The 12501-nt window shown below is 65.6% G+C and carries 15 protein-coding genes; 7 read left to right on the forward strand and 8 right to left on the reverse strand.

All coding sequences use genetic code 11. The annotated features are described in order from the left end of the window. Together F0Q45_RS19910 and F0Q45_RS19915 are read left to right on the forward strand one after the other, a co-directional pair. A partial coding sequence (locus tag F0Q45_RS19910) for a chlorite dismutase family protein (protein ID WP_149655581.1) occupies positions 1-242 on the forward strand: 242 nt, incomplete at its 5' end. A 19-nt stretch (positions 243-261) separates the two neighbouring features. Beyond that, a complete protein-coding gene (locus F0Q45_RS19915; protein ID WP_149655582.1) occupies positions 262-1011 on the forward strand; it encodes a class I SAM-dependent methyltransferase in 750 nt (249 codons plus the stop codon). Positions 1012-1055: 44 nt separating this feature from the next. Here the strand turns inward: F0Q45_RS19915 and msrB are convergent, their stop codons facing one another. The 4 genes from msrB to F0Q45_RS19940 form a co-directional block, all read right to left on the reverse strand. Next, positions 1056-1463 (reverse strand): peptide-methionine (R)-S-oxide reductase MsrB, encoded by a 408-nt coding sequence (gene msrB, locus F0Q45_RS19920; RefSeq protein WP_149655583.1) that lies wholly within the window; start codon positions 1461-1463, stop codon positions 1056-1058. Positions 1464-1580: 117 nt separating this feature from the next. Then, positions 1581-2882: an arabinofuranan 3-O-arabinosyltransferase gene (gene aftC, locus F0Q45_RS19930; RefSeq protein ID WP_149655584.1), complete on the reverse strand. Its 1302-nt coding sequence runs from the start codon at positions 2880-2882 to the stop codon at positions 1581-1583. 22 nt (positions 2883-2904) lie between these two features. Continuing rightward, on the reverse strand, positions 2905-4494 hold the full coding sequence (locus F0Q45_RS19935) for an alpha/beta hydrolase (protein WP_149655585.1): 1590 nt from the start codon (positions 4492-4494) through the stop codon (positions 2905-2907). A 14-nt stretch (positions 4495-4508) separates the two neighbouring features. After that, the gene (locus tag F0Q45_RS19940; RefSeq protein ID WP_149655586.1) at positions 4509-5303 is read right to left on the reverse strand and encodes a pyrimidine reductase family protein; all 795 of its coding nucleotides are present in this window, start codon (positions 5301-5303) and stop codon (positions 4509-4511) included. Here F0Q45_RS19940 and zapE point away from each other — a divergent pair. Then, a complete protein-coding gene (gene zapE / locus F0Q45_RS19945) occupies positions 5302-6366 on the forward strand; it encodes a cell division protein ZapE (protein WP_149655587.1) in 1065 nt (354 codons plus the stop codon). The two genes, F0Q45_RS19940 and zapE, sit on opposite strands and share 2 nt — an antisense overlap. Here zapE and F0Q45_RS19950 read toward each other — a convergent pair. Next, entirely contained in the window at positions 6356-6865 is a 510-nt protein-coding gene (locus tag F0Q45_RS19950) for a GNAT family N-acetyltransferase (RefSeq protein ID WP_373425043.1), read from the reverse strand. The genes zapE and F0Q45_RS19950 overlap by 11 nt on opposite strands. A 1-nt stretch (position 6866) precedes the next feature. Continuing rightward, complete coding sequence (locus F0Q45_RS29480; protein WP_262491078.1) at positions 6867-7385, reverse strand: hypothetical protein; 519 nt, start codon at positions 7383-7385, stop codon at positions 6867-6869. Positions 7386-7526: 141 nt separating this feature from the next. Here F0Q45_RS29480 and F0Q45_RS19955 point away from each other — a divergent pair, with 141 nt between their 5' ends. From F0Q45_RS19955 to F0Q45_RS19970, 4 genes are all read left to right on the forward strand, one after another. Continuing rightward, on the forward strand, positions 7527-7853 hold the full coding sequence (locus F0Q45_RS19955; protein ID WP_149655589.1) for a DUF732 domain-containing protein: 327 nt from the start codon (positions 7527-7529) through the stop codon (positions 7851-7853). A gap of 85 nt (positions 7854-7938) precedes the next feature. Continuing rightward, on the forward strand, positions 7939-8244 hold the full coding sequence (locus tag F0Q45_RS19960) for a DUF732 domain-containing protein (protein WP_149655590.1): 306 nt from the start codon (positions 7939-7941) through the stop codon (positions 8242-8244). A gap of 167 nt (positions 8245-8411) precedes the next feature. After that, positions 8412-10049, forward strand: a complete 1638-nt coding sequence (locus F0Q45_RS19965; protein ID WP_149655591.1) for a tetratricopeptide repeat protein — start codon at positions 8412-8414, stop codon at positions 10047-10049. 287 nt (positions 10050-10336) lie between these two features. After that, positions 10337-11179 carry a DUF5131 family protein gene (locus tag F0Q45_RS19970; RefSeq protein ID WP_149655592.1) on the forward strand — a complete coding sequence of 281 codons (843 nt, stop codon included), beginning with the start codon at positions 10337-10339 and terminating at the stop codon, positions 11177-11179. On the opposite strand, the gene F0Q45_RS19975 is transcribed toward F0Q45_RS19970, so the two are convergent. Both F0Q45_RS19975 and F0Q45_RS19980 read right to left on the reverse strand, forming a co-directional pair. Then, positions 11070-12062 carry a three-Cys-motif partner protein TcmP gene (locus F0Q45_RS19975; RefSeq protein WP_149655593.1) on the reverse strand — a complete coding sequence of 331 codons (993 nt, stop codon included), beginning with the start codon at positions 12060-12062 and terminating at the stop codon, positions 11070-11072. The genes F0Q45_RS19970 and F0Q45_RS19975 overlap by 110 nt on opposite strands. A 122-nt stretch (positions 12063-12184) precedes the next feature. Continuing rightward, positions 12185-12400, reverse strand: a complete 216-nt coding sequence (locus F0Q45_RS19980) for a hypothetical protein (RefSeq protein WP_149655594.1) — start codon at positions 12398-12400, stop codon at positions 12185-12187. Positions 12401-12501 lie beyond the last annotated feature (101 nt).

Here is a 12501-nt window from a genome sequence, read left to right on the forward strand (position 1 = left end):
TGCTCGCCGAGCACGGCATGGCGGCCCGCGGATACAAGGATGTGCGGGCCAACACCGTGCCGGCGTTCGCGTTGGGCGATTACGAGTGGATTTTGGCGTTCGAGGCTCCGGAGTTAGACCGCATTGTTGACCTAATGCGGGACCTGCGTGCCACCGACGCTAGACGGCATACGCGGGCCGAGACACCGTTTTTTACCGGTCCACGGGTGCCGGTCGAGCACCTGGTGAGCTCGTTGCCGTGAGTGCGCCGGTGCAACCCTCATGACTGAATTTGACCCGACCGATCCGACCCGGTTCGAGGAGATGTATCGCGACGATCGGATGTCGCACGGTTTGCCGGCCGCAACGCCGTGGGACATTGGCGGCCCGCAGCCGGTGGTGCGGCAACTCGTCGCGGTGGGCGCGATCGAGGGTGAGGTGCTCGATCCGGGGACCGGCCCCGGTCACCACGCCATCTATTACGCCGCCAACGGATATTCGGCTACCGGCATCGACGGGTCGGCGGCCGCCATTGAGCGCGCCCGCGAGAACGCGCATAAAGCCGGCGTATCAGTCGATTTCCGGGTGGCCGACGCCACCGAGCTGGCCGGGCTCGAGGGCCGGTTCGACACCGTCGTCGACTGCGCCTTCTATCACACCTTCAGCACCGCCCCGGAGTTGCAAAAGTCCTATGTGCAGGCGCTGCATCGGGCCACCAAGCCGGGAGCGCGGCTCTACATGTTCGAATTCGGTGAACACAACGTGAATGGCTTCACCCTGCCGCGTACGTTGTCCGAGAACGACTTTCGTGATGTGCTGCCGGTCGGCGGCTGGGCGATCACCTACCTGGGGACGACGACCTATCAGATCAATGTGTGCGTCGAGACGTTCGAGATGATGGCCGCGCGAAATCCGGACATGGCCGATCAAGTGCAGTCAATGCTGGAGCGATTCCGGGTGATGGAACCGTGGCTGACCAACGGGCGGATGCACGCCCCGTTCTGGGAAGTGCATGCCACCCGGGTGGACTGACGCCCTCGCTCTCGCTGTGGCGCAGGCGGTCCTAGGTCTACCACTCAGTCCGTCGGCACCAGGCGCAGCGAGATGGAGTTGATGCAGTAACGCTGATCGGTCGGCGTCGGGTAGCCCTCACCGGCGAACACATGGCCGAGGTGGCTGTGGCAGTTCGCGCACAGCACTTCTGTGCGTGTCGTCCCCAGCGAGTGGTCCGCACGCAGGATCACCGCTTCGGAGCTCGACGGATCGAAAAACGACGGCCAGCCGCAGTGCGACTCAAATTTCTCGGTGCTCCGGAACAGTTCGGCACCGCAAGCCCGGCATTGGTAGACGCCTGGCGCTTTCGTGTCGGTGTACTCGCCGGTGAACGGCCGCTCGGTGCCGGCGCGGCGCAGCACGTGAAACTCCTCCGGCGTGAGCCTTCGGCGCCACTCGTCGTCAGTCAGCTCTAGCTTCGGACGCGTCATGCCTCCACGCTAGTGCCGATGGCGGTGACCCGCTGCACCCGGCTCCGCCGCGCTTGCGATCACCGCGCGCTGCCGCTCGGCGGTGACCCGCTGCACCCGGCTCCGCCGCGCTTGCGATCACCGCGCGCGCTCCCGCTCGGCGCTCAGCCAGGCCGGATCCAAGCCGCTATCCAGCCGGTTTTCCGCCTTGGCATCCAGATAGCGGAAGCAGAGCACGGTCAACGTCACGATCAGCAGCAACGACCAGCCGTAGGTGATCTTCAGGTATTCCAGCGCGCGGCCCCACCTCATCCAGTTGAACAGCAGCCAGCGGTCCAGCGTCATGAACCCGTAGATCCCCAGCCAGGCCGGCCAGTTCCGCAGCACCGAGTTTGGCAGCACGACCGTCATCAGGAACGGGAACAACATCATTGAGTAGTAGCCCTGGGCCAACGACATCACCAGCCACGACCACAGCAGCAGCACACCCGACGATGTGGTGAGCCAGAACAGCGGGTCGCGGGTGCGGTAGTAGCGGTACAGCAGCCATAAGCAGCCGATGGCGATCGCCGTGAACAGCAGCCGCAGGAACACGATCAGCCACGTCGGCAGGCCAAAATACACGCCGTTGCCCTGGATTGAGCTGTTGAAGTAGTCGCGGGTGCCCAAGATGTAGGGCAGCGTCCGAGTGAAAAAGTCCATCGGGTGGCTCACCAACGGCAGGGCGGCCACGTTGACGACGACAGGTATCACGATGGCGGCCACCACCGCCCGCCACTGGCGGTTCAGCAAGGGCAGCAACAATAACGGACCGAGCAGCGGTTTGAGCACCAGCGTCAGGCCGATGGCCGCACCGGCCCACCATTGATGGCTGGTTCTTCCGTCCAGCAGCCACCGGAGGAACAGCACTTCAAGTAGCAGGATGCAGCCGTTGATGTTGGTGAACACCAACGTGTTGGTCACCGTCTCGGTGGCGAACATAGCCAGCAGCAGGGCGGGGGCTGCCACCGAGGACAGCGTGAACTTGAACAACCGCAACAACAAATACCAGGCGATCAGGATGGCCACCGTGTTGATCAGAATGAACAGGTAGCGCGACGGCGCGAAGGGCAGATATCCGAACGGTGCCATCAACAAGGTGCCGCCGGGAGGGTAGAGGTAATGCGGGTCGACGTAGTCGAAGTGCTCGTTGTAGATGTCCCAGCCATGCCGGAAGTTGAGCACCGCGCGGTATACGGGCTTGAAGTCGTCGGTGATGTTGCCGTTTGTGGTGAGCACGATGCTGCGGTGCAGCACCGACAGTATTGCCGCCGGCCACAGCGCCGCGCGGACTATCGACGCCGTGGTTGGCGTGCCGGTGTGCGGGCGAAACGCGGCCAGCATCAATTCGTGCAGGCCGCTTCGGGTCGAGTCAACTGCCGTCACCAGCGCACCGTACACCGGCGCAGTCAGCCGGCAGATGTCAGGCGGGACAGTAGGTGTCGGTGCCGGGCAGCTTTCCGTCGTTGAGATAACCGATCAACGGCGGCACCGCGCACGACGAATAAATGCTGGCGCCGTGGCCAATGCCCTGCCACATCACCCGCTTGCTGGCTGCGTTGGCGTTGATGACTGTCGCCGCCGTCTGGGCGACCCCTTCGAGGCCCACGATCGGGTCATTCTGCACTCCCATCAACAACACGTCGACCTTAAGCTGCTTGGGCGCTTGCGGCGCCGAACCCGTCGGCCAGTGCACGCATTTGACCAAATTGAGCGCGGCGACGGTGCCAAACTGCGGATAGATCTTCGCCCAGGCGACCACCAGTTCGCGTACCCGGTCCGGGGTGGGTCGGTTGACGGCGTCGCTGCACGAATTAACGAACTGGCCGTCGGTGTCTTGGAGGGCATCAGCGCGGTTGATCAAGTTGGACAGCTGGTTCAGGTCACCGGCACGGGCGGCCGCCAGCGCGCTGGCCAGCTTGGTGGTGGTGCCAACGCGGTCGCCGGTGGGAAATCCCAGCGCGGTGCTGATCGCGTTGGCGATCGACGCCACCGACGCCCGGCCAGGGCCTCTACCGGACCGGGCGTCGTTGAGTAGTGCGGTGACGGCCGCCTTGGGATCGGGTCCGAGCGCGCAGTTCACCGCGACGCACTGCGCGGCGAACGCATCCAGCGCGGCCTGCTGACCTTTGACCTGCTGTTCGGCTTCGGCTTCGGCGCTGACACCCAACGCAATGGGGGAGTCAAGGATAAGCCTGGCGACTTTGTCGGGACGCGACCCGGCGTAGGTGAGTGCCACTTGCGCGCCGTTGCCGATGCCGACTACGGCCAGCGCGGGCACATCCCAGATATTGCGCAGTCGTTCGATATCGGTGGCGGCATGTCCGTTGTCGTAGGCGGAGTCACCGGGTGCGATGGTATCGGTGCAGCTGGTGGTGGCCTCGTTGGAGATTGCCGAGAGGTTGGCCACCGGATCGTCGCCGGTCTGGAACTGCGACTGATCGCGCATCTCGTCGCGCTGAAAGCTGTCCCGGCAATCGATCGGGCTCGACATGCCCATGCCGCGACGGTCGATGGCGACGATCGGATGGGTGCGAAGCACGTCGACGCCCGCACGCGACAGCCAGACCGGTAACTGTGTTGATGACGGCAGGTCCGAGCCGGTGGTGAAGACCAGCGGTCCCGCGTCGCGCGGAGTTTGGCCGGAGCGGGCCCGGACCACGCCAATGCTGACCGACCCGGACCCGCCGTTGACCGGATCGAGGTCGGAATCGAACGCCGCGCACTCTAGCTTGACGCCCGGCGCGGCGGGCACACCCGCGTCCGCGAAAACCTGCGACGAGCAGTCGCGCCACGACAAATCGTTCTTGGGCGCGGCAATCGGTGGAGGACCGCTCGGCGGTGCCGTTGTGGTGGCGGCGCCTTGCGGTCGGGCGCCGGTGTTGGTGGCAAAGCGCGGGTTGGCGCCCAGGATCGGCACGCAGCCGGCCAACACCGTGGTTGCGCAGACGGCCAGCGAGACCAGCATCGTGGCGGACGAGATGTGCCGACTCATGCCGACCACAGTAGCCACCCTCCGGCGCGCGCTCATGCTTTGACGTAGCGGGTGTACAGGTAGCCGGAGTCGTCGGTAAGCACATGACCGCAGCGCATGCGGGTCTGCAGCGTGCCGACTCCAGTGACAATGCGCCGGGCCAGGCCGCCCACCACAAAAGGGGCGATCGTCAGGCACAGCTCGTCCAGCAACTCGCGCCCGATGAACGATCCAAGCAGCATCGGCCCGCCTTCGGTCAAGATGTGACGCATGCCGCGGTCTGCGAGCCTGGCCAGCAGTACTGCCTCGTCGACTTCGCCGGGATCGTCGCCGGAGCACTCGACGACCTCGGCGAGACCGGTCAGCAGCCGCCGCGCTTGGTCGGCGGCCGCTGCGGCGGTGAGCACCAGCGGTGGTACTTCGGTACGCGTGAACACGGTCAGGTCCCGGGCGAGACGACCTGATCTGGTGACGATCGCCAGTTGCGGGACTTCGCTTTGGCCGCGGGCCTGTCGCCGCTGGCGTTCGACGACGCCCAGCTGAGCACCGGAGTAGCCCTCGACGCGAACGGTGCCCGCGCCGACCACGATGACATCTGCCAGCGCGCGCAGCAGGAGGAAAACCGCGCGGTCGCCAGGGCTGGCCAACCCGCCGCTGGTGCCTGCTACCGTGGCGGCGCCGTCCAGGCTGCTGATGAAGTTAGCCCGCAGCCAGGTGCCGTTGACGTACGCCGGATAGCCGTAGCAGTCGGGCAGGTCGTCTTCGTCGAGTTGTCGGTCAGCACCAAGCAGGGTGAGCCGGATTTCAGCGGATCGTCCTGAGGCTAGGTCGGCCTCGGTGGCGGGCATGAATGTGATTGCAACACGCCGCTACAGTGCCAGCATGCGCGGGTCCACCTCTGCCGCTCGGGTAGGACGGTTGGTGGATCGTCGACCGTCTGTGTCGCCGGAGCGGCTGATCGCCCAATTGCGGCCGCCGCCAACGTTCGCCGAGGTGAGCTTTGCGACGTATCGCCCGGATCCGGCGCATCCCTCGCAGGCGGCCGCCGTAGCGTCCTGTCAGAACTTCTGCCGACAGGCCGTGCAGCGACGGGCCGGGCGCAGAAGGTTTTTCGGCAAGCCAGCGGTGCTGCCTGGTGTGGGGTTGTATCTGGATGGCGGGTTCGGTGTGGGCAAGACCCATCTGCTGGCGTCGTCCTACTACTTTTTGCCGGCAGAGCGGCCTAAGGCGTTCGCGACTTTCGGCGAGTTGACCCAGCTGGCCGGAGTGTTCGGTTTCGTCGAGTGCATCGACCTGTTGGCGAACTACACGGCGGTGTGCATCGACGAGTTTGAGTTGGACGACCCGGGTAATACCACGCTGATCTCGCGGCTGTTGGCGGCGCTGGTTGAACGCGGTGTGTCGGTGGCCGCCACCTCCAACACGCTGCCCGAGCAGCTCGGTGAGGGCCGCTTTGCCGCGCAAGATTTTCTGCGTGAAATCCACACGCTGGCAGCCATTTTCACCACCGTACGGATCGAGGGGCCCGACTACCGACACCGGAACCTGCCGCCGGCGCCGCCGCCGTTGTCGGACGACGAAGTCGCCGCGCGCGCCGCGGCGGTGCCGGGAGCGACCCTCGACGACTTCGACGCGCTATGTGCGCACTTAGCCACCATGCATCCGTCGCGGTATCTGACGCTGGTCGAAGGGGTGACGGGGGTGTTTCTGACCGGCGTCCACGCCATTGACGATCAGAACGTTGCGCTGCGTCTGGTGGCGCTCACCGATCGGCTGTACGACGCCGGCATCCTGGTGGTGGCTTCGGGGGCCAAGCTGGACACCATCTTCAGCGACGAGATGCTGGCGGGCGGTTATCGCAAGAAGTACCTGCGGGCCACGTCGCGTCTGTTGGCGCTGACTAGCTACTGAGCGGCCGGATCATGGTGTAGTCGTGCTCTAGCTGAGGACCCAGCCGGAACGTCCTGGTGCCGTTGACGGTGAAGCCGCTCTTGATGTAGAAGCGTTGTGCGCGTTGGTTTTTCTGGTTGACGCCCAGCCATAGGCTGCGGGCGCCCCACCCGGCGGCCGTAGCCAGCGCGGCGCCCATCAAAGCCGAGGACACGCCCTTACCGTGAAAGTCAGCTAATACGTACAACTTTGACAACTCGACCGAGTGATCGCGGTCGTCGGTATCGTGAACGAGTATGGCGTATCCGACAATTCGGCCGTTATGCCGGGCGGTGAGAATGGCGCGTCGCGGGTCGCTCAGGTATTCGGCGAATCGGGTCGCCGAAAGGTTGGCCTCGACGAACTCGGCGATGTGCTTGGGGGCCGCCGACTGCGGGCATGCCATAGGGAAGGTGAGCGCGGCGACGACGGCCAGTTCGTCGGCATCGGCGGGTTGCGCCGTGACGATGTCGACGCTCAGGTCAGAGATTCCACTGTGCGAGGTGCTGGCCGGTTTTCTTGTCCAACAAGACCACGACGGAGACCGGATCGCGGTAGGCGTCCCAATACACCCCGCCGCGCACGATCGCGCCCTGCGGCGCATTGCCCAGCGCGGCGTCCAGCCAATCGAGTGCGTCGCATGGTCGTGGCTTGTAGGCGTCGGCGAACTGTGTGACTCCGTCGAACATGAAGTTGGTCGCCATGATGTAGGAGTTGGGCACCCGGACGGCGCGGACCGTGACGTCGGCTCGGTTGACTGAGCTGTCGGGGAAGCTTTTCACCGGGACACCGCTGCGTGTGTAGCCGAAGCCGGGCGGCGGATCGACGGGTACCACGCTGCTGACGGTGACGTCCGCGACGTAGGTTCCGGTGTCGACCCGCAGGGTGTCGCCGAGGTGACCGATGGGCGCGTCGCCGGCCCAGGCGTGGGGAGCCGCTAGGGTCAGGACACCCGCCGCGGTGACGAGGAAGGCGGAAAGGAGGATCAGCCAGCGGTGCATCTATGCCTCCTAGGCTCCCTATTCGCAGGACCCTCGCATGATGACACATGCCGTGACGCCAGGGGAGACCCCCGGGCTGGGAGGTTTGCGGCTGGTTCCCGAGATGCCGAGGGGGCGCCGGTCTGGGACGATCGGGACGTTATGAAGCTCGTGCTGACGTTGGCCGGCGTGGCGGCCATGATCGCGATGGCCGCACCAACCTATGCCGACACCTCCGACGACGCGTTCCTTGTCACGCTCCAGCGGGCTGGCATCACGTATCCGGACCCGGCGCGCGCCGTCGCGGCCGGCAGATGGGTATGTGAGCAAGTCGCCAGTGGGATGCAGATGGTCGATGTCGTCAACGAAGTCCAGAGGTCGAATGTTGGACTGCGCGGGGACAACGCTGCGAGGTTCACCGCGATCGCGGCCAACGCCTATTGCCCCAAAGCCCTGTTTGGGGATACCCGCACAGGTAGTCGCGGCTGACCCGGGGGAAGTTTGGGTTAGGTTCACGTTCCGTTTGCCACGAGTAGTGCATCCACTTTCATGGCTTTGGGACCATTGCGCGATTATGAGACTGCTACTGACGCTGACCGGCGTCGCCGTCGCGGTTGGCACGGCGGTGCCTGCGCGCGCTGACGCCAACCAGAATCAAGCCTTCTTGGTCGCACTGGGAGCCGCCGGCATCACCTACCAAAATTCTGAGGCGACGGTGGCAGTAGGCAAAAAGGTGTGTGACATGGCGAAGGACGGCAAACCGGCGGTCGAGGTCGTCAGGAACCTCCAAGACCTCAACCCGGGGCTCACCCAGGTGAACGCCGCCCGGTTCACCGCAATCGCGGCAGGTGTGTACTGTCCGCAGCAACTGCCTGGATAGCGCTGCGCAGGGTCGGTAACCTGGCCGCGGGAGGCTGAGCGATGAGATCAGCCTCGGCTGCATCGTTTGCGGCGTAGGCCGGGACGCCGACGGTGAGTTCCACGACGCAACGCGCCGCGGCGGCGTCGCTCGATTCGCACTCGGCGGGTGCGGATTAGAGTGCGAGGGTGACTGCCAGCGAGCAGTATTTCGATCTGGGCTGCTATCGCCGGCCGGTCGAAACCTCTTCCGCGGGCGCACAGATCTGGTTCGACCGTGGGCTGGTGTGGGCGTATGCGTTCAACCACGAAGAGGCGATCCGCTGCTTCGAGCGCGCCTTGAAACTCGATCCCGAACTGGGCATTGCGCGGTGGGGAATTGCGTATGCGGTTGGGCCCAACTACAACAAGGCGTGGGAGGCATTCGACCCAGTCGACCAGAGTTCGTCGCTAGCCCGGGCGCGCAGCGAACTCCAGCTGGCTGCGCAGGGCCGTGCCAGCTCCGTCGAGCAAGGCCTCATCGCCGCATTACAGGCCCGCTTTCGCACCGATAACCTGGTGGCGGGCGGCGCCGCCTACGCCGACGCGATGGCGGCTCTCGCGGTGGCCTACCCGGATGACCTCGACGTACAAGCGCTCGCCGCCGACGCGCTGGTTAACGTCACGGCGTGGGCGTTGTGGGACACCAGAACCGGTGATCCGGCGGCAGGTTCACGTGTGCTTGAGGCCAAGCGAATTCTCGATCAGGCGTTGGGTACCCCGGCCGGTCGTGAACACCCGGGGATCCTGCATTTGTATCTGCACACCATGGAGATGTCGGCGACTCCGGAGCAGGCCTTACCGGCGGCAGACTTGTTGCGCGGATTAGTGCCGGACGCTGGGCATCTGCAGCACATGCCCAGCCACATCGACGTGCTGTGCGGCGACTATCGCAGTTCAGTGACGGCCAATCTTGCTGCGGTGCAAGCAGATCGGCGTTTCCTAAGCTATGCGGGAGAGCTGAACTTCTACTCGCTCTACCGTGCGCACAACCTTCACTTCGTCGTGTACTCGGCGATGTTCGAAGGCCGGCTGCAGATCGCACTGCGGGCGGCCGACGAGCTTGCCGGTCAGCTGACCGCCGAGCTGCTGTCGATCGAATCACCGCCAATGGCCGACTGGCTCGAATCGTTCGTGCCGCTGCGGACGCACGTACTGGTGCGGTTCGGCCGGTGGGACGAGCTGATCGCGCAACCGCTGCCTGACGATCGAGACCTCTATTGCACCACTACGGCGACGATTCACTATGGACGCGGCGTCGCCCTGGCGGCTACCGGTCAACTCGCGCCGGCACACGCCGAGCGCGCCGCGTTCAGGACGGCTTACGAGCGCATACCCGGCTCGCGCTACCTGTTCAACAACACCAGTCGCGCCATTCTCGCCGTGGCCGCAGCCATGCTTGACGGTGAGATCGCCTACCGTGAGCGGCGCTTCGAGGAGGCGTTCGGTCATCTGCGACGCGCAGTCAAGCTCGATGACACGCTGCCCTACGACGAGCCGTGGGGTTGGATGCAGCCGACTCGCCATGCTTACGGAGCGCTGCTGCTGGAGCAAGGACACGTCGACGAAGCGGCGGCCGTTTATGCCGCCGACCTCGGTCTGGACCCCACACTGGCCAGGCCCTGTCAGCACCCCGGGAACGTGTGGAGCCTGCACGGCTATCATGAATGCTTGCAGCGGCTCGGCCGTAGCGCTGAAGCCGCGATTATCGCCCAACAGCTCAGGCTGGCTGTTGCCCGCGCCGACGTGCCGATTCGTGCGTCATGCGCGTGCCGGCTGCTCCGGTGAGTGATTGCGCGGCTGACGCGTAACGTTCGCCCCGCACCAACGCAGTACTGGTGTCCGGTCCCGTAACGTGCCACCGGACCAAGACCCGAGGCGAGGCGATGGCCGGCCGCGGCTTGCCGTGGCTCTCGGCGGAGCGCGACCACTGGCTCGGCCGAGTCGAGACGCCGCCGGGATGCCCCTACGCGCCGCGATTGGATCACCCAGGGCGCCGACGCGCGAGACTGTCGGTGACCGCAGATAGCCTCACCGAATTACACTGATGTCATTCAGCACGGGAGGAGGGGCCTGTGTCCGACCGATCGGCGATCGAATGGACAGAAGCAACCTGGAACCCGGTGACGGGCTGCGACCGGGTTTCGGCCGGCTGTGACAACTGCTACGCGATGACCCTCGCGAAGCGCCTTAAAGCGATGGGGGCGGCGAAGTACCAGCAAGACGGTGACCCGCGGACCTCCGGGCCGGGTTTCGGGGTGACTATCCATCCGGCCTCGCTCGACGAGCCGTTCCGCTGGAAGCGGCCGCGGATCGTCTTCGTGAACTCCATGGCGGACCTGCTCCACGCGCGTGTGCCGCTCTGGTTCATCCGCGAGGCCTTCGAAGTGATGCGGCAGACGCCGCAGCACACCTACCAGGTGCTGACCAAGCGGAGCCGACGACTGATTCGCGTGGCCGAGAAGCTCGACTGGCCGCCCAACGTCTGGATGGGGGTGTCCGTCGAGGATGCCTCGGCTCTCCAGCGCGTCGACGACCTGCGTCAGGTGCCCGCGGCGGTGCGCTTCCTCTCGTGTGAGCCGTTGATCGGGCCTTTGACGGGGATCAACCTCGACGAGATTGACTGGGTCATCGCCGGTGGCGAGTCCGGCCCGAGGTTCCGTCCGATGGAGGCCGGATGGGTGCGGCAGATACGCGACGACTGCCTGGAGTCTGAGGTCTTGTTCTTCTTCAAGCAGTGGGGTGGCCGCACGCCGAAGGCTCACGGCCGCGAGCTGGACGGCCGGCTCTGGGACCAGATGCCTGCGCTCAGAACTCCGGATCGACCGGCCACCAGTCGCGGTCGCGGGGGTCCCACGTCGGCTGTGGCTGCCAGAGAACTTCGCCCGCCCGCGCCTCGTCGAACGCCAAGTCGCTGACGGGGAAGAGGCCGACCTCACCGCGCGCGTCGGTTTCTTTCTCGCGCTTGGCGTTTCGCGCCTGCAGCATCATGCCCTCCTCGCGCTGCGCTGCGCGGTTGTACAGGTGTCGCATGATGTTGTCGCCCGCCCAGTGGTCCGTCGCGAACACCATGTCGTAGACCTCCACGTCGTTGGGCATCCGCATGGGGATGCGGTGTGTGAACTGGTAGCCCAGGTCGTCTTCGAGCCTGACGCGCATCAGGTTCACCATCTCGGCGCGGTACTCGCTCGCCGAGATGTCACCGCGCCAGCGCGCGGCCTGAATGCGCTTCCAGTCGTCGTCACCGTACATGCGCGTGACCTGATCGATGAAGGCGGCGGCATTGGTTCCCCTGACGCCGCGCGCGATCATGGCGGGGGACATGAGCATCCACAGCTCGGCCTTGAGGTTGCGCTGGCTCTGCCGGAAGGCGGCGACCTTCTTCAGCGTCTCCCAGTGGACTTCGGCCGCCTGCTGGTCGGCGAAGGCGAACGTTGGCGCCCAGCGGTATGGGGCCAACTCCGCGAGCGTCTGGTCGATCGTGACGTTGCAGTCGCCGTGGACGACGCGGTAGCGGTGGTCACGCGGAAACTGTTCGGCGAGCGCCGCCTCGAGCTGGTTCGCGCGGGGGTCGAGCTCACAGAAGCGGAGCCGGGTGCACGCCGGATCGGCCTTCATGGCGATGAGCGGGGAACCGTCGAACCGCTGACCCGTGTCCCGGTCGACGTTCTCGGGCTGGCCGGCCATGAGGTCGATGTAGATGCGCTCGACCGAGCGCTGGCTGGCCCGGTTGAACGCCGGGAGGTAGCCAGCGAGAATCTCGAGCTTGTTCCGCGTCCAGTACGACCACGCTCTCGCCATCGAAGAGCCCCCGCTCTAGTCATCTCGATGGTCCCTGACGGGACCGACAGATTTGCGGAGCAGGACCGCGAAACGGCGTGTTGGCGGAAGCTACCGCGGTTCGCGGCCGCCCGTTGGACTCGCTAGCGCGGCCTCATGCCCCAGGCCGCCGGATTGTCGGCCAGCATCTCGACGAGGTGGGCGACGTCGACCGTCGGTAGGAACACCTCTATGTACGCGCCGTCGGCGTCGGTGGTGCGGACCAGCAGGCCGTCGCCGCGGCCCACGACCGTTACAGCCGGGCCGGGATGGCCGCCTGGAGTGACGGTCCTGCCGCGCTGAAAGAGCATCTGCTTCACGCAAACTCCGATCATCCGCGCCGAGGGCAGTTGACGACCAGTTCACGCGGGCCCCGGAAGGGGGTGAAACCGCTGATTAAGCATGGTGCGCGATACTGGAA

This window comes from Mycobacterium simiae, from assembly GCF_008370645.1.
GTDB classification, from domain to species: Bacteria; Actinomycetota; Actinomycetes; order Mycobacteriales; family Mycobacteriaceae; genus Mycobacterium; species Mycobacterium simiae_A.